Source organism: Snodgrassella gandavensis (assembly GCF_914768025.1).
In the GTDB taxonomy this organism is placed as follows: Bacteria; Pseudomonadota; Gammaproteobacteria; order Burkholderiales; family Neisseriaceae; genus Snodgrassella; species Snodgrassella gandavensis.
The window spans coordinates 61,317-78,690 of the sequence record NZ_CAJZCE010000002.1 but is presented as its reverse complement, the minus strand read 5'-3'; the positions used below and the strand labels follow the sequence as shown (position 1 = coordinate 78,690).

Annotated in this window: 17 protein-coding genes and 1 pseudogene; 7 read left to right on the top strand and 11 right to left on the bottom strand. The window is 46.0% G+C overall.

Annotated features, from left to right (window positions below; genetic code table 11):
* Window positions 1-220: 220 nt before the first annotated feature.
* The 6 genes from purF to MJ764_RS02160 form a co-directional block, all read right to left on the bottom strand.
* Window positions 221-1,756 carry an amidophosphoribosyltransferase gene (purF, locus tag MJ764_RS02185; protein WP_239324540.1) on the bottom strand — a complete coding sequence of 512 codons (1,536 nt, stop codon included), beginning with the start codon at window positions 1,754-1,756 and terminating at the stop codon, window positions 221-223.
* Between the two features lie 84 nt (window positions 1,757-1,840).
* On the bottom strand, window positions 1,841-2,338 hold the full coding sequence (locus tag MJ764_RS02180; protein WP_239324236.1) for a CvpA family protein: 498 nt from the start codon (window positions 2,336-2,338) through the stop codon (window positions 1,841-1,843).
* Window positions 2,339-2,353: 15 nt separating this feature from the next.
* On the bottom strand, window positions 2,354-3,514 hold the full coding sequence (locus MJ764_RS02175; RefSeq protein WP_239324234.1) for an SPOR domain-containing protein: 1,161 nt from the start codon (window positions 3,512-3,514) through the stop codon (window positions 2,354-2,356).
* 30 nt (window positions 3,515-3,544) lie between these two features.
* The gene (folC, locus tag MJ764_RS02170) at window positions 3,545-4,861 is read right to left on the bottom strand and encodes a bifunctional tetrahydrofolate synthase/dihydrofolate synthase (RefSeq protein ID WP_239324232.1); all 1,317 of its coding nucleotides are present in this window, start codon (window positions 4,859-4,861) and stop codon (window positions 3,545-3,547) included.
* 4 nt (window positions 4,862-4,865) lie between these two features.
* Window positions 4,866-5,348 carry a protein YgfX gene (locus tag MJ764_RS02165; protein WP_239324230.1) on the bottom strand — a complete coding sequence of 161 codons (483 nt, stop codon included), beginning with the start codon at window positions 5,346-5,348 and terminating at the stop codon, window positions 4,866-4,868.
* Window positions 5,349-5,360: 12 nt separating this feature from the next.
* A complete protein-coding gene (locus MJ764_RS02160; protein ID WP_239324228.1) occupies window positions 5,361-5,714 on the bottom strand; it encodes a hypothetical protein in 354 nt (117 codons plus the stop codon).
* A 130-nt stretch (window positions 5,715-5,844) separates the two neighbouring features.
* On the opposite strand from MJ764_RS02160, the gene MJ764_RS02155 reads away from it, so the two are divergent.
* From MJ764_RS02155 to MJ764_RS11555, 3 genes and pseudogenes are all read left to right on the top strand, one after another.
* Complete coding sequence (locus tag MJ764_RS02155) at window positions 5,845-7,251, top strand: FAD-binding oxidoreductase (protein ID WP_239324227.1); 1,407 nt, start codon at window positions 5,845-5,847, stop codon at window positions 7,249-7,251.
* 33 nt (window positions 7,252-7,284) lie between these two features.
* Window positions 7,285-7,719, top strand: a complete 435-nt coding sequence (gene rnhA / locus MJ764_RS02150) for a ribonuclease HI (protein ID WP_420853912.1) — start codon at window positions 7,285-7,287, stop codon at window positions 7,717-7,719.
* A 267-nt stretch (window positions 7,720-7,986) separates the two neighbouring features.
* Window positions 7,987-8,606: pseudogene (locus MJ764_RS11555) on the top strand (3,4-dihydroxy-2-butanone-4-phosphate synthase).
* A gap of 242 nt (window positions 8,607-8,848) precedes the next feature.
* Here MJ764_RS11555 and groL read toward each other — a convergent pair.
* The 5 genes from groL to MJ764_RS02120 form a co-directional block, all read right to left on the bottom strand.
* Complete coding sequence (gene groL / locus MJ764_RS02140) at window positions 8,849-10,495, bottom strand: chaperonin GroEL (RefSeq protein WP_100091008.1); 1,647 nt, start codon at window positions 10,493-10,495, stop codon at window positions 8,849-8,851.
* Between the two features lie 63 nt (window positions 10,496-10,558).
* Window positions 10,559-10,846 carry a co-chaperone GroES gene (gene groES / locus MJ764_RS02135; protein ID WP_239324223.1) on the bottom strand — a complete coding sequence of 96 codons (288 nt, stop codon included), beginning with the start codon at window positions 10,844-10,846 and terminating at the stop codon, window positions 10,559-10,561.
* 1,124 nt (window positions 10,847-11,970) lie between these two features.
* Window positions 11,971-12,567 (bottom strand): sigma-70 family RNA polymerase sigma factor, encoded by a 597-nt coding sequence (locus MJ764_RS02130; protein ID WP_239324221.1) that lies wholly within the window; start codon window positions 12,565-12,567, stop codon window positions 11,971-11,973.
* Window positions 12,568-12,643: 76 nt separating this feature from the next.
* A complete protein-coding gene (gene tilS / locus MJ764_RS02125) occupies window positions 12,644-13,969 on the bottom strand; it encodes a tRNA lysidine(34) synthetase TilS (RefSeq protein WP_239324219.1) in 1,326 nt (441 codons plus the stop codon).
* Entirely contained in the window at window positions 13,947-14,906 is a 960-nt protein-coding gene (locus MJ764_RS02120) for an acetyl-CoA carboxylase carboxyltransferase subunit alpha (RefSeq protein WP_239324217.1), read from the bottom strand. The genes tilS and MJ764_RS02120 overlap by 23 nt, the downstream gene beginning before the upstream one ends.
* Window positions 14,907-15,311: 405 nt before the next feature.
* On the opposite strand from MJ764_RS02120, the gene rpsP reads away from it, so the two are divergent.
* The 4 genes from rpsP to rplS are packed head-to-tail and all read left to right on the top strand — an operon-like array spanning window position 15,312 to window position 17,214.
* Complete coding sequence (gene rpsP, locus MJ764_RS02115) at window positions 15,312-15,560, top strand: 30S ribosomal protein S16 (protein WP_025331153.1); 249 nt, start codon at window positions 15,312-15,314, stop codon at window positions 15,558-15,560.
* A 16-nt stretch (window positions 15,561-15,576) separates the two neighbouring features.
* Entirely contained in the window at window positions 15,577-16,089 is a 513-nt protein-coding gene (gene rimM / locus MJ764_RS02110; RefSeq protein WP_239324215.1) for a ribosome maturation factor RimM, read from the top strand.
* Window positions 16,089-16,835, top strand: coding sequence for a tRNA (guanosine(37)-N1)-methyltransferase TrmD (gene trmD / locus MJ764_RS02105; RefSeq protein ID WP_239324213.1), 747 nt, complete (start codon window positions 16,089-16,091; stop codon window positions 16,833-16,835). The genes rimM and trmD overlap by 1 nt, the downstream gene beginning before the upstream one ends.
* Window positions 16,836-16,848: 13 nt before the next feature.
* Window positions 16,849-17,214 carry a 50S ribosomal protein L19 gene (rplS, locus tag MJ764_RS02100; protein ID WP_025331156.1) on the top strand — a complete coding sequence of 122 codons (366 nt, stop codon included), beginning with the start codon at window positions 16,849-16,851 and terminating at the stop codon, window positions 17,212-17,214.
* Window positions 17,215-17,374 lie beyond the last annotated feature (160 nt).

Sequence of the window (17,374 nt, the reverse complement as noted above, 5' to 3'; positions counted from 1 at the left end):
TCGGGTTTCCACAAATAAAGCAGCCACTATGGCTGCTTTTCAATTGTCTACCTGTTGTTTACTTTTTCATCATATTGATTATGGCAATTTAATTTATGCGCAATTAAATCAATTAGCCAAATACCACAAATATTACTGTGGCTAAGCAGACAGCTTGCAACATGCCTACATAATCGGGCAGCAGTAATATATTTGACCAGATTCAGATACTGGTGCCAGCTTATTCCTCTTCGTCTTCATCTTCCTGCACGCTAACACTGTGTTCAATCAGACTGGGTACCACAAAAGAAGTATCAAGTGTATTTTTATTCGCAGACAAGCGTTGCAGATAAGTTTCATCCACATCAGCAGTGATATAGCGCCCATCAAAACACGAGCTGTCAAAGCCCTCAATCTGCGGATTCAGTTTTAATACCACCGCCTGTAAATCGCTTAAATCCTGAAACACCACCGCATCTGCACCAATTTCAGCAGCCACCTGCTCTGCATTACGGCGATAGGAAATCAACTCTTCACGGGTAGGCATATCAATACCATAAACATTGGGAAACAATACCGCCGGTGCCGCAGATGCAAAGTAAACTTTTGTTGCCCCCGCCTCACGCACCATCTCTACAATCTCACGGCTGGTGGTACCGCGCACAATTGAATCATCTACCAATAGAACTTTCTTACCACTAAACTCATAGTTCATTGGATTGAGCTTCTGTCGTACTGATTTTTTGCGCACAGCCTGTCCGGGCATGATAAATGTCCGGCCAATATAACGGTTTTTAAATAATCCTTCACGAAAGGGTTTATTCAGATGCTGTGCCAGCTCCATCGCACTGGGGCGGCTGGTATCCGGTACAGGCATAACCACATCGATATCCTGTAAATCCAGCGTCCGTTTTACCTTCTCCGCCAGCGTAACGCCCATATTCAATCGTGCCTGATACACAGATACCCCGTCAATCACTGAATCCGGGCGGGCAAAGTATACATATTCAAACAAACACGGCATCAGATGTGGTTCCTGAGCACACTGCTGTGAAAACAGTTGCCCTTCATTACTGATAAAAATGGCCTCACCGGGTGCCACGTCACGCACCAGTTCAAAATCCAGACTCGGAAATACCACAGATTCAGAAGCCACCACATAATCCGTATGTCCGTGCTCGACTTTTTTGCCCAGACACAGTGGCCGAATTCCAAATGGATCACGAAAAGCCAGCAAACCATAGCCAGCAATCAGTGCCACTACGCCATAAGCACCATGCACACGTTTGTGCAGAGTGGCCACGGCAGCAAAAATATCTGTCAGTGTCAGTGCAGTGCGATTGCCCACCTGATTTTCCAGCTCACGAGCCAGCACATTGAGCAATACTTCCGAATCAGAACGAGTATTGACATGGCGCAAATCTGTAAAACAGACATTCTTGAACAACTCCTCGGTATTGGTTAAATTACCATTGTGTGCCAGCACAATACCGAAAGGCGAATTGACATAAAATGGCTGCGCCTCAGCACTACAATTGGCATTACCAGCAGTCGGATAGCGAACATGGGCAATGCCAATGTTACCAACCAACTCTCGCATATTGCGGGTACGAAATACATCACGCACCATGCCACGGCCTTTATGCATATGAAACATTGTGCCTTCAGCAGTAACAATCCCGGCAGCATCCTGTCCACGGTGCTGCAGCATTTGTAAGCCATCATACAAAAGCTGATTTACCGGTTCATGCGCAACAATACCCAATACACCACACATCATTCTCTCCATTCAAAACAAATAAATACGCGCGTTTTTATAATTAAAAACGCGCGTTGTATCTGGTTACCTTTATTCATACCGTTATACCGACGGCGAATTCAGCTTATCAGCAAGAAAAGGTGGCAAGTACGGCACTGCCAGCATCGCCAGTCGCTCAAACATGTCTGCGGTGACTGAATTGCGCCAAACTGACGACTTCGGCAAATCGGTAAAAGCACATATCAGCACGACCAAAGTAACAATAATAACACCCTTAACGGCTCCGAAACAGGCACCAAGAGTACGGTTGACCCCGCCCAGCCCCATGGTTTGCAATGCCGAAGTAATCAGGGTACGCAACAGCCGCTGTACGATCCATACCCCCCCGAATACCAGCACAAAAGATAAAGAAACGGCCACTGCCCGCGGCTGCATACTGCTAAAAGCCATATCGGCCACAGGCACGGCCAGTACTTTTGCCCCGATAAATGCGACAACCCAGCATAGTAATGAAGCTATTTCACCTACCAGTCCACGCATCATCGCAACCAGCGTTGTCAATAGAATCAAGCCAAGAGCCAAAACATCAAACAGGGTCATGCCAGTATTAACTTCCTATAAACCAATTACCAGTCCATCCAGTCCCACTGCCCGCACTTTATCCAGATTCTGCATGGCCTGACTGCGGCTATTATAAACACGGCTACGCACCCGATACAGCGTACCCTTACTGGTCTGACTGGCGCTTATACTGGTGGGCACACCAGCAACAGCCAGCCTTTGCTGTACCAGATTGGCCTGTGCTTCTGTGGTATAGGCACCAATCTGAATCACGGTACGTTCCACAGCCACATTACTGGTGTTGGTAGAAGTAGCACTAGTGCTATTCTGATTAGATACAGTTTTTTTGGTCATAGCAACGGCAGCCTTATTTTCCAGTATTTGCTGCGGTGTTAGTCTGCCAGCTGCGGTACTGTTTGTTGCACCTGTTGTATTTTTGGCAGAAGTAGCCGGTTTTGCCGTAGCAGGCGTTTTATTTATGGTTTTAGGTGCTGTTGCCGTTCCAGCAGTACTTACAGCTTCACTGTTTTTTCCGCTTGTAGTAGCAGCGGGGGCTTTTCTGGCCGGCTTCGCCACTGCTTCAGTACGGGCTTGGCTGTTTGTTGCCGTAGGCACTTGCACCGGTGCATTTTTCTCTACTGTTCCTGCTGGCTTGGCTATAGCCGCTTTGGTTCTGGAGTCTGGTGCTGTCTGTGTATTATGCTGCCGATTCGTTTCTATGTTTTTTTTGTCAGCGGGTTCACTGGTGACTGCCCTTTCAGCTACTGGTTTGGATGGATGCACAGATGGTCTAGTATTTGCAGAAATAACATCATTCTGCTGCCTAGCCTGAGCACGGGCAGGTGTTGTGGCTGGGGCTTCGTTTGGTGTCACTGTCTCAGCAGGTTTCGAATGCTGTACCGTCGTCTGCGATAATGGTACTGGTCTGGATATAATGCTGTCAGACTCATGTTCAGACACAGCCGAAGCTGCTGGCATAGTGTTTACCCCAGCAGCAGGCACTGTTACAGCAGAGGTAGGCACATTGTCTACCGGTTCCAGCACTACTGCAGAAGCCGCCTGAATATCCAGTTGCGGAGCTGGTACTGGCTGTGGCGTACGGCGGTTCAGCATAATAAGCAACAAAATGGCGGCAATGACCACCATGATTAATGCACCTACCAAACGACGGCGATTACGCCGTTTCAGCTGTTCATAGTTTTCCTGCGCATTCATAAATTATCACCTCCTCTATCCCATTCGTTTCTATTTCAAATTTTCCCACTGTGGTACATCTATCACCTCTGCTACCGTATGAAACGAACCAAATACCACAATTCTATCATTCTTACTCGCTTGTGATAAAGCTGCCCCATAAGCATCCTGAACAGAAGGATAAGCAGTCACAGCAGCAATAGTATGCTGGCTAAACTTCTGCTGTAATGCCTCTATAGTCATGCCGCGCGGTAAAGCCAGCGGTGCAATCAGCCAACAGTCAAACTGATCTTTAACAATTTCCAGAACTGTATCAATGTCCTTATCCGCTAACATACTAAATACAGCCATGCGTTTTTCTGCATAAGGCAAAGCAATCAAACTGCTGCGCAATGCACGTGCTGCGTGCGGGTTATGTCCCACATCAAGCACAGTAAGCGGCTGGCCGGGCAATATCTGAAACCGCCCTGGATGGCGCACACGCAACAAACCACGCTTGATCGCACCAATGTCCAGCGGCAGACGCTCAGACAGACACTCCAGCACTGTTAACGCACAGGCTGCATTATTAAGTTGAAAACTCCCACGCAATACCGGTATCGGTAACGCATGGCGGGCATGTTCACCAGTATACAACCTGCTTGATTGCGGATGAAAACGATACGACCACTGCTGCATTTCCAGTTTGCGGTAATCAAAGTCGCGCTTGAGCAGAAGTAAATCTGCCCCCACCGCATCTGCATGCGCCACCAGACTGTGCGGCACTGGCAACTGGCCACATATCACCGGCTTTCCGCAACGCATAATACCTGCTTTTTCAAACGCCACTTTTTCTACCGTGTCGCCCAGATATGCCTCATGATCCACATCAACACTGGTGATCACCGCAACATCGGCATCAAATATATTCACCGCATCCAGCCGGCCACCCAGCCCTACTTCCAGCACCATCACATCGACCTGCTGCTGCACAAAAATATCCACCGCAGCTAGCGTATTGAATTCGAAATAGGTCAATACTGTATCCGCCCTTGCCACCTCAATGCGTTCAAACGCAGTGACAATCAGCTCGTCAGCAACTGCCTGCCCATTAATGGCAATACGCTCATTAAAACGCAACAAATGCGGACTGGTCAGCGTGCCGACCCGATAGCCAGCTTCATGATAAATCTGAGTCAGATAAGAGCATACCGAACCTTTGCCATTAGTCCCACCAACCACAATCAGCGGGCACTGTGGCTGTAAACCCATACGTTCACGAACGGCCTCTACCCGTGCCAGCCCCATTTCAATCTGCCCGCCAGCAACACCGTTTTCCAGATGTTGCAACCATTGAGCCAACCCGGTGGCATGAAATTTTTCTGTCATTATTCTAATTATTATCCTTCAGCCTGAACCAATGAATTACCTTATTTAAAATTGATTGCCTTAAAACCGGCTGAGCCTTATGCGGCTGACACCAGCGCACCCATACCTGTAAACGTCGCCATGCCAGCGCATCCATCATATCGGGCAACAAAAGCTGGTATACACTACCTCTGGCTGTTTGCCACTGCAAGGCCATCAGCTTTGCCCTGACCATACTGCCAGAACATAGAATAGCCGGTATAGCAGTTTTACGATGCATCAGCACCAAACTGGCCTGTCCCTGTTGGCTGATTTCAATCCGTTTTACCTTATTCTGGCGCAGACCATAGCCTGCCCACAAAGCAGAAAACAGCCACGCCAGCAGCCACAATAAACGTTGCCAGCCGATGCTATACAGTACAATGACACCCAATGCCAGCCCGTGCATCCCCACAGCCAGACATTGAGCACCAAAAGACGGTCGCAACCGCACAACACAGGCCAGCATCAGACAGCGCGCCTACACTTCACCATAAACCGGTGATATCTGCAAATCGGTATCTACCAGATCCAGCACCATATCATGTACCTCAACCGTGAAAAAATTCCAGAACTGGTCAATATCCATTGCCGGCCACAGCTTGCGGTCAACTTCCCAGGCAGACAGCTCTGCCTCAAAAATCAGCCTAAAGCGCTCACCAATATAACCAATTGCCTGTTCCGGTGTTTCAAATTCCGGCACCAGCAACGTAGTACAATTACTCTGTAACTGAGCCAGAGTTAAATCAGGCAAATCATCACTGGTATTTTGCAGCCAGTCGAGAAAAGCCTGAGCAGGTTTCAGCACCACTGCACTACGATCAACAAAATACATGCCACTTCCTTAACTAATATTACACAATAGCAATATTGTACTGTAAACCTTGCCTGACAGCGTATATTTACCATGCCAGCAGTGCCAGTTGCCGTACAATCAGCCTCTCGCATCTACAGGGATAACCGCTATGTCAACCACTACTCACCTTGCCCAATTGCGGCAGATACTTACACCCAGCGACATCCTCACCGATGGCGGACTCATCGCCCCGTTCTGTACCGACCAGCGCAACCGGTATCATGGACAGGCTTTTGCCGTATTACAACCCCATACCGTAAACAGCGTGCAAAATATCCTGCGCTATTGCCAGCAGCAGCATATCCCCGTTACCCCGCAGGGCGGCAATACCGGATTATGTGGCGGTGCCACTCCCCATGCCTCTATTGCCGGTAAAGGGATTATCCTGTCACTAAGCAAACTCAATCGCATGCGCCAGCTCAATCTGGCTGACAACACCATTACTGTAGAAGCAGGCATGATACTGGCTGAAGTTCAGGCCGCAGCCCGTCATGCCAACCGCTACTTTCCACTGAGTCTGGCCAGCGAAGGTTCCTGCCAGATTGGAGGCAACATTGCATGCAATGCCGGTGGCCTGAATGTAGTACGTTATGGCACCATGCGCGATTTAGTACTGGGGCTGGAATATGTACTGGCCAACGGCGACCTGGTAAGCCATCTATATCCATTGCACAAAAACACCAGCGGCTACGAAATGCACCAACAAATCATCGGTAGCGAAGGTACACTGGCCATCATCACCGCGGCCACACTAAAGCTGTTTGCACCACCGCAAAGCGTATTAACAGCTTGGGTTGGCATAGAAAATATACACGCTGCTACCAGTCTGCTATCTGCATTGAAAAACCACTTTGCCGAACGCCTCTCCAGTTATGAATTAATCAGTCATGATGCCCTCAGCCTGTCGGCCAGCTATAGCCAGCTACGCGAACCCACCAGCGCCAACTGGCATATTCTGCTAGAACTGAGCGACAGCCTGCCTGCACAGGATTTAACCGAACCCTTAATCAGCGTGCTCGAACAGGGCAACTGGCTCAATACCGTGATTGCCCAGTCAGAAAACGACCGTCAGCACCTGTGGACATTACGCGAAAACATATCCGCAGCACAACGCAGTTTGGGTGCCAGCATCAAACACGATATTGTTATACCAATCGAACATGTTGCTGATTTTGTCGAAAACTGCCAGCAACAACTGGCCAGAACCTTTCCACAAACCAAAACCATCCTATTTGGTCATCTTGGCGACGGCAGCCTGCATTACAATGTGTTTATTGCCGATATTCTCAGTAATGATGTCTATCACTACGAAAACAACATCAACCAACTGGTATATGAACAAGTGTTACACCATCATGGCAGCATTGCTGCCGAACATGGTATTGGACAGCTAAAAAATCATTGGCTGCCACGAGTACGCAGTGACACAGAAATCAAATGGATGTGGGCACAAAAACACCACCTCGACCCACAGGGCATTCTCAATCCCGGCAAAGTTTTACCGCCCCAGACATGATATAGTTAGCCCTTTGCAAAATAGCCTATGAATATGAGCGAAGTAACTCTGTATACCGATGGCGCCTGCAAAGGTAATCCCGGCGTAGGTGGCTGGGGTGCTTTTCTGCAATCAGGTCAACACAGTAAAGAACTCTTTGGCGGCGAAGCCAATACTACCAATAATCGCATGGAACTAACCGCAGTGATTCAGGGGCTGGCCGCCTTGAAACGCCCCTGCATCGTCAACATCTATACTGACTCTCAATACGTCAAAAACGGCATGCAGGAATGGATTCACAACTGGAAAGCACGTGGCTGGAAAACCGCCTCAAAGCAGCCGGTTAAAAACGTTGAATTATGGCAGGCACTGGATGCTGAAGTGAACAAGCATCAGGTACACTGGCACTGGGTAAAGGGTCATGCCGGTGATCCGGGCAATGAAAAAGCGGATGAACTGGCCAATCGCGGTGTTGAACTAGTTAAATAAGCTTTGCAATTGCACAGATAAATAAATTTTTATTCTCTTTGCCAACCAGCACCATTCTGTGTAGCAGCATACCGCCATCAAAGGCAGAAATGCTAATTCATCAGGCTTTTCTGCGAAAGGTAAAACTTCCTATTGGTGGTAAGTAACTTTACAAGCCCAGAAGCCTACTCAGGCAGATTTAGAACCAAGCTAAACTAACGTTAATAACCCGGAAGAAAAAAGAAACTTCCAGAAGACGTCAATTAATTCACTTAATGACGTCTAACCATATCATACCCAGCAAAAAAAGCCATCGCTGACCTACAGCATGGCAAACCTATTGTCATTACTGATGATGCCAACAGAGAAAATGAAACTGATTTAATTATTGCTGTTAAAATGATTAACATGCCCATCATGGCTATACTTATCCGCCATGACAACGATATTGTCTGTCTATGTATTGAAAATAATCTGGCGAAAAAACTGGCCTTATCAACTATGGTTGAAAAAACCAAAGTCTGTACCACACCAACTTTACTGCCTCAATCGAAGCCACACATAGCATCATCACCGGTACTTCCACTCAGGACAGAATAACCACCATCAAAGCAGCTATTTCCCCAATATACAAATCCGCCAATGTCATCAGCTCAGGGCATGCTTTTCCATTAGTTGCACATCCTGATGGCCTGTCTAGCTGACGCGGACACACAGAAGCTTCCATTGAAACCGTCAAATTAACTAAACTTAAACCGGTGGCTATCCTGTGTAAACTGTTGAATGACGACGGAACCTTGAAAAGAGGTCATGATTTGCAACAATTCTGCGCTGAGCAGAATCTGACTCAAATCAGTGTCGAAAATATCTATCAGTATCTACAATACTTCCAACAGGAAAGCACCTAATTTACATGAATAAATCAACATAGCAAATAATGCTGATATTGGAATAGATAACAATATCAGCATTATATTTCTCTGAAATAAACGGCACTACATCTTAATAGCCAATACTTCGGCCGACGTAAACATTCACTGCCTCATACAAGCTTTTCAATGTTTAAATCAATACTCCTATAGCCAACACAAAAGCCGGATATCTTTGATATCCGGCTTTTGCATCACTAAGCAGAGTGCTTAAGGCAACATTACATCATGCCGCCCATACCACCCATACCGCCCATGCCACCCATATCAGGAGCAGCAGGTTTATCTTCCGGTAATTCGGTAATCATGCAATCAGTAGTCAGCATCAGGCCAGCGATAGAAGCAGCATGCTGCAAGGCAGTGCGGGTAACTTTAGCAGGATCCAGCACACCCATTTCCAGCATATCGCCGTATTCACCAGTACCAGCGTTGTAACCGTAGTTACCAGAACCATTCAACACATTGTTCACCACAACACTTGGTTCATCACCAGCATTAGCAACGATTTGACGCAATGGTGCTTCAACTGCTTTCAGAACGATTTTCACACCGGCTTCCTGATCAGCATTGGCACCTTTCAGGTCTTTAATTGCTGCACGGGCACGCAACAGCGCAACACCACCACCAGCTACCACGCCTTCTTCCACGGCAGCACGGGTAGCATGCAGAGCATCATCCACGCGGTCTTTTTTCTCTTTCATTTCAACTTCAGTAGCAGCACCAACTTTAATTACTGCCACACCGCCAGCCAGTTTAGCCACGCGTTCCTGCAATTTTTCTTTATCGTAGTCGCTGGTAGCCACTTCAATCTGTTTACGGATTTCAGCAACACGAGCTTCAACAGCAGCTTTGTCACCCAAACCATCAATCACAGTGGTATTTTCTTTACCAACTTCTACACGTTTAGCCTGACCCAAATCTTCCAGAGTGGCTTTTTCCAGAGACAGACCAACTTCTTCAGCAATAACAGTACCGCCGGTCAGGATAGCAATATCCTGCAACATGGCTTTACGACGGTCACCGAAGCCCGGAGCTTTAACAGCAACAGTTTTCAGAATACCGCGAATATTGTTCACCACCAGCGTAGCCAGTGCTTCACCTTCTACATCTTCAGCAATAATCAGCAACGGACGGCTGGTTTTTGCCACCTGTTCCAGAACTGGCAACAGGTCACGGATATTAGAGATTTTTTTATCAAACAGCAGAATGTATGGGCTATCCAGACCGGCAATCTGTTTTTCCACATCGGTTACGAAGTAAGGAGACAGGTAGCCACGGTCAAACTGCATACCTTTAACCACTTCCACTTCGTTTTCCAGAGATTTACCATCCTCAACAGTAATCACGCCTTCTTTGCCTACTTCATTCATGGCTTTGGCAATGATTTCACCGATAGATTCGTCTGCATTAGCAGAAATAGAAGCAACCTGAGAAATTTCTTTAGATTTTTCTGGTACTGGTCTGGAAATGTTTTTCAGTTCAGCAATAACAGCTTCAACTGCTTTATCAATACCACGTTTCAAATCCATCGGATTCATGCCGGCAGTAACATATTTCATACCTTCAGTTACAATCGCCTGAGCCAGCACAGTAGCGGTAGTTGTACCATCACCAGCCACATCATTGGTTTTAGAAGCTACTTCTTTAACCAGCTGAGCACCCATGTTTTCGAATTTGTCTTTTAATTCCACTTCTTTAGCAACAGACACACCATCCTTAGTGATGTGCGGGCCGCCAAAGGCACGATCTAACAGCACATTGCGGCCTTTAGGGCCTAAAGTTACTTTTACTGCTTCAGCCAACACATTGACACCAGCAACCATTTTCTGACGGGCTTCGTCAGAGAATTTCACGTCTTTTGCTGCCATTTGTAACTCCTAATCTTTAATAATCAATTACGCAATAAAATCTTAATATCTAAAATAAATAATTTATTCAACAATACCGAAAATATCTTCTTCGCGCATTACCAGCAATTCTTCACCATCTACCTTAACAGTTTGGCCGCTGTATTTGCCAAAAATCACTTTATCGCCAACTTTAACATCCAGTTTCTGACGGTCACCATTTTTCAACAGTTTGCCATTGCCGACAGCCATTACTTCACCCATATCAGGTTTTTCAGCAGCAGAACCCGGCAATACAATACCAGAAGCAGTTTTTTCTTCAGCTTCCAAACGTTTTACGACAACGCGGTCATTCAAAGGACGAATAGTCATATATCTTCTCCACATCTTTAGTGCTCGCAGCACTGCAAAGTTGGTTAATACAAACCCGCATCTATTGCGGGGCGTAAAATTCAGTTCGCTAATTAAGGTAAGGTTAGCTGTTCACAATTCAAGAGTAAGTGGAATAATTTTTTTCCCATCTCTTACAAACGCTTAGCAAAATTGACAGATTAACCTTGTTATTACAGCTACATAGCATCTTTAGCAATCCAGACACATTTATGTCCGCAAAATCAGTCCAGCCCATATATAGCATTAGTTCTCAGAACAATATTTCTGTCTTCCGGATAAACACAATCCAGACTTCCAGATAATCTTAATATCAACTCCCAATTTATTTACATGAATATTATTATCAACAATCAAAACTTATCATAGCAGATGATTTAGCAAATTTGCATAATCAAGTACTACCCACCAATAATGTATTTCAGCAATGGAGACAAAAGAGAAAGTAGCATTCTATCCAAATCAAAAGGCATTCACATTCCAACCAGACAGATTAATGATTAAACAGCGTAAAGGATTAAGGAATTAATATTACGATAGTCAGAATAGAACTCAATCAGCCAGAAAATCGCAGTAATTACTAATTTTATAACAATATTTTATTTACCGGCAAAGCCTGCGATTATCGGGATAATCAGCTTTATCAGGTATACGAAATTACCGACGGCATTATTACTGCTAGTCGAGATTATAGTACTTTACAAGCCGATAGTATGATTAAAATTGATTATGGTTTGTTAACCAGTGATGAATATTTTGATTATAAAATGAATCAGATACATTATTATTATCAAAGAAAGCCATTTACTGGGTTATATTACAATTAGAGTTCTGGATTTGTTCATGGAGAATCATTAAATATTGATGGATGGGTGGTTAAATCTATTGGTTTCATACCAGATGGTACCGGCAGAATAGGCCACTATGAAAAACAGGCACACATCATTATTGCTGCTTCAACCACGCCATGAATAAGCATGCAACCAAGATAAACTGACCAGATGCAAATTGCAATTATCCAGTTAAAGCAATATCTATAGCCTGCTCGGTTATCCTAGCCACTGCACACAAATGAGGGCTATCCGGATATAGCCAAAACCAATACCCTATTCACGGTCAAATCTGGTTTTAATCTGAGCTGATAAAATTTCACGAGCCCGCGCAATACGTGAGCGCACCGTACCAACCGGACAACCCATCACCTGAGCGATTTCCTCATACGTCAAACCATTGACCTCCGACAATATAATCGGCTGACGCAGATTGACCGGTAAATTATCAATCGCCTCATCCACTGCATCAATCAGTTCGCGATTAAGTAATTGCGCTTCCGGCGTTTGATAATCAGACAAATATTCCAGTACATCAACCAGTTCTCCATCGTCATCCACAATTTCAGTAATCATCTGAGGTTCCCGCCGGTACACCGCAGCCATAGATTTAGCTGTATTCATTCCAATACAGCATAACCACGTATAGAACTGACTACCGGCACGAAACTGTGGTAAAGCCTTATAAGCTTTCAGAAATGTTTCCTGCACTACATCCAGCGTTATTTGCTCATCATGGGTAAAACGATGCAGAAAATGATTCAAGCGACGTTGATATTTATTAACTAACAAACTAAAAATCTGCGCATCACCCTGCTGAGCCTTACGCACCAACATCTGTTCTTCAACCTGTTGGGTACGGTTATCATGCATACTGCTATCCTCTAATTATTGTTATTGCATTAATCAGCAGCCGAATCTGCGATAAATATATTATCAATCTTCTAACTTATAATTTGACAGGTAAATCCTCCATAAACGGCATCCAGCCATTAACTACACCAATATCAGTGGCCACAGCTACATTAATCACAGCAACACATTGATTATTGGAATCACACAAAACCGGCCAGACAGCACGCATAAAAGGCGGGATTTTCCGTTCCTGTAATAACTTCTTAACCTTTTTTCTTCCTCCTCGCAAAACAATTGTATCCTGAGTATGTGCCTGCCGCACCGTCCACTCAGCAGCAATTTCTGCCAAACCAAAACTATGCCGCTTCCATTGCAGATAGTCAGCAGCACTCAACTGCCCGCAGCTTACTGGCAGCAATCCAAACCAGAGCCATTGCCGGTTTGCCTCGTGTTTATCTATCCATAATCTGGAATCATAATAAATGACACAAGCGTGGGGCAAAGACCATTGTGCACCATTTTTACCTTCCATCAGCTGTCGTGCAAATTCCGTCAACGCTGCCGCAGTTGACATGCCCAGACAGTTTTTAAGTGCAAACAGGCGTAACTGTTGCCGGCGTCGTGCCGCACTCAAAGTGCGCCACAAAGGTATCTGAAACCCTTGCTGTTGTGCATGCAGCATAGCCCAATCAGCTTCAGCCACTTCATCCAGCAAAGCCAGCTCATCCTGTAACCGCCCTACCGCCGCTTCAATCTGCGTATCCAGATACGGCTGATGCTCGCGCCAGTGCGGCAAACCACTCAAACGCAGCCAGTTACGCAAATAGGCACAATCACTGTTACTGTCATCCTCAATGTGTATCAGCCGCATCGCATCAGCATAAGCCTGTAGCTGCTGTCGTGAAAAATGCAATAACGGCCGCCACAAAACTGTACGTTCAGTCAATTTCCGCACCAGAGGCATAGCCGAAAGCGAACGTAAACCACCACCACGCAATGCACCCAAAAAAAAGGTTTCTATCTGGTCATCCCGATGATGCGCCAGCACCACCGCATCCGCTTCACTATTAGCATAACCCTGATAACGCGCCTTACGTGCCGCAGCTTCCACGCCCTCGCCAGCAGCACACACATTCACCTTAACTATCTTTAATGGCACCGACCAAGATGCACATAACTGCTGGCAGAAAGCTGCCCATTCATCTGCATACCGACTTAATCCATGATGCACATGAATAGCAGACACCTCAAGCGGCAATCTGTTGCGCAAAAGAGTCAAAGCATGCAACAGCACCACCGAATCAAGCCCGCCACTAAGGCCTACGGCTAAAACACAACGGTCAGCCATAGTGGCTGACCATTGTTGCGCAATATCGTCACATAAACTGACACAAATTTTATTTACCGTTGAATTGACCATAATTCATCAAACGATCAAAGCGACGCGTCAACAAAGTAGACAACTGTTTACCTTTAGCTTCATGCAGCTGGCGGGTAAGTACAGATTTCACCCGTTGCATGATTTCCGGATAATTACGATGTGCTCCGCCCAAAGGCTCCTCTATTACAGTATCAATCAGCTTCAACTCGTGCAGGCGTTTAGCTGTAATACCCAGCGCCTGAGCAGCTTCCGGTGCTTTTTCAGCCGTTTTCCACAGAATAGAGGCACAGCCTTCCGGTGAAATTACTGAATAAGTAGAAAATTGCAGCATATTGACATAATCGCCCACCGCAATAGCCAGCGCCCCGCCAGAGCCACCTTCACCAATTACCGTACAAATCACCGGCACCCGCAGCCGTGCCAGTTCATACAGATTACGGCCAATAGCCTCAGATTGGCCACGCTCTTCCGCTCCGATACCGGGATAGGCTCCCGGGGTATCAATAAAAGTCAGTAAGGGAATTTGAAATTTTTCTGCCAGTTTCATCAAACGCAAGGCCTTGCGGTAACCCTCTGGCTTAGGCATACCAAAATTACGGCGAATTTTTTCCTTAGTATCACGGCCTTTCTGATGGCCGATTACCATAACACTTTCACCATTAAAGCGTGCTAGACCACCTACAATAGCCGCATCATCAGCAAACGCACGATCACCATGCAATTCCTCAAAATCCGTACACAGCGCATCAATATAATCTAAAGTATAAGGACGCTGGGCATGACGGGATACCTGCGAAATCTGCACCGGGGTCAACTTGGCAAAAAGATTTTTGGTTAAATCATCGCTTTTCTTTTTCAGGCGCGCGATTTCTTCGGAAATATCCACAGCCGATTCATCTTGCACAAAGCGCAGTTCATCAATTTTCTGTACCAGCTCGGCTATAGGTTGTTCAAAATCCAAAAAAATCTGTTTCATTTTTAAGATATCCGCAAAAACATGTGGCAGCTATGATACGCGAAGAAATCAAGCTATGCAGCCCTAAATAGCAAAAACCTAATGCACATATCAGAAAAAAGCATATAAATACAAGATTTTCATAAGAATAATTATAAAAAAGCCCCCAAACAACCAGCAGCATATCTGGCCAACATCATCACACCCCATCGGATTTTAACCATATACAGCAATAATTTACCCAAACAACACCAGCCCAGATGTCAGAAAAATAAATATCCAGCAACAAACAAACCCACAGCAATATATATGCAACAAATATGCATTAACAGCTTGCCAAGACTGGGAATTACCCACTAAAATTAGCGATTTTCTGTTATCTTGACAGAATAAAATTACTTCGATTTTTTCACTAAGGAATACACTATGGTAGTTATCCGTTTGGCTCGCGGTGGTTCTAAACACCGTCCTTTCTATAACATTGTCGTAGCAGACTCTCACAACCGTCGTGACGGACGCTTTATCGAACGCGTTGGCTTTTACAATCCTGTTGCCAATGAAAAACAGGAACGCGTACGTCTGAGCGCAGACCGTCTGAATCACTGGATTGGCCAAGGCGCGCAATTAAGCGAAGCTGTTGCCAAACTGGTTAAAGAACAAAAGGCTGCGGCCTAATTCAGCAGTAAAGCAGATGAATAGTACACAGCCACAATGGGTAGCAATGGGCTATATTAAAGGCGTATTTGGCGTAAAGGGTTGGGTGAAAATCCATTCCGATACCGAATATACCGACAGCCTGCTCGACTATCCGCAATGGCAGCTGAGTAAAGATGGCCAAACCAAAACTGTGAGCATTGCCGAAAGCAAAATCAGCGGTGATGAATTACAGGTGCGGTTTGACGGAATACACGATCGTGACAGCGCAGCACTACTGCGCGGCTTTACCATCGAAATAGACCGTGCCAGCTTTGCCGAAACCGATGACGATGAGTATTATTGGGCAGACCTGATTGGCCTGAACGTACTTAACCGTACACAGGAAAATCTGGGCACTGTCAGTTCATTAATGCAAACCGGTGCTCATGACGTACTGGTAGTAGATGGTGTTTTTGGCCGTAAACTGATTCCCTTTGTCTCCCAGTACATCGACGAAGTAAACTTGCCGCAACGGCAGATTTGTGTCGACTGGGGCAGCGACTACTGATGCATATTCAAGCCATTACCCTGTTTCCGGAAATGTTTACTGCCCTTACCGACAGTGGCGTAACCGGACGTGCCTTACAACAGGGCATCTGGCAGTTTGCAGCAATCAACCCGCGGCAATTTGCCGATAATCCACTGGGTCATATTGATGACCGCCCGTTTGGCGGAGGCCCGGGAATGATTATGATGGCTCCGCCCTTACAGGCAGCCATAGATGCAGCCAGACAAAGCAGCCCGCAGGGACGATTGATTTACATGAGCCCGCAGGGCAAACCACTGAATCATGCACAGGCAGCCAGTCTGGCCAGAGAATCGGCGCTGATTGTACTGTGTGGTCGTTACGAGGGTATTGATGAACGTATTCTCACCAGCAACGAAGTAACCGAAATCAGTATCGGCGACTTTGTGGTTTCCGGTGGAGAATTACCGGCCATGATGTTAATGGACGCAGTAATCCGCCTGTTACCCGGCACACTTGGTGACGCACGCTCAGCAGTAGAAGACTCATTTGCCAATGGTTTACTTGATTGTCCGCATTACACCCGTCCGGTAGAATTTCGTCAGCAGACAGTTCCCGACGTATTGCGTAGCGGTAATCATGCTTTAATCGCACAATGGCGATTAACTCAGGCGCTCAGGCGCACACTGACACGTCGTCCTGATTTACTGGCCGACCGTGAATTAACCCCAGAGGAATCCAGACTCTTGCAGCGTATCAGACAAGAGGAACGGGATATCCCATTATAATAGGAAGCTTAACATGAACTTGATTCAACAATTAGAGCAGGAAGAAATCGCTCGTCTGAATAAAGAAATCCCAGCCTTCGCGCCTGGTGATACCGTGGTTGTATCTGTACGCGTTACCGAAGGTAGCCGTACCCGTTTGCAAGCCTATGAAGGCATTGTAATCGCCCGTCGCAACCGTGGCCTGAACAGCAACTTCATCGTTCGCAAAATTTCCAGCGGTGAAGGTGTAGAACGTACATTCCAGTTATATTCTCCAGCCGTTGAAAAAATCGAAGTTAAACGCCGTGGTGATGTACGCCGTGCCAAACTGTATTACCTGCGTGGCTTAACCGGTAAAGCTGCCCGTATTCGTGAAAAACTGCCGGCTCGCAAAGCCTAAGCAGCATACATTAGCCGCATATAGCAGACTAATCCTGAGGCCGAATTTATCAATTCGGCCTTTTTCTTTGATTGCTATCCTAAGTTACATAGAATCTTTATCTCTGTAATTCTATTAAAACCAACAGCAAATCACAAACATTCAGGTATAGCAGCCAGTC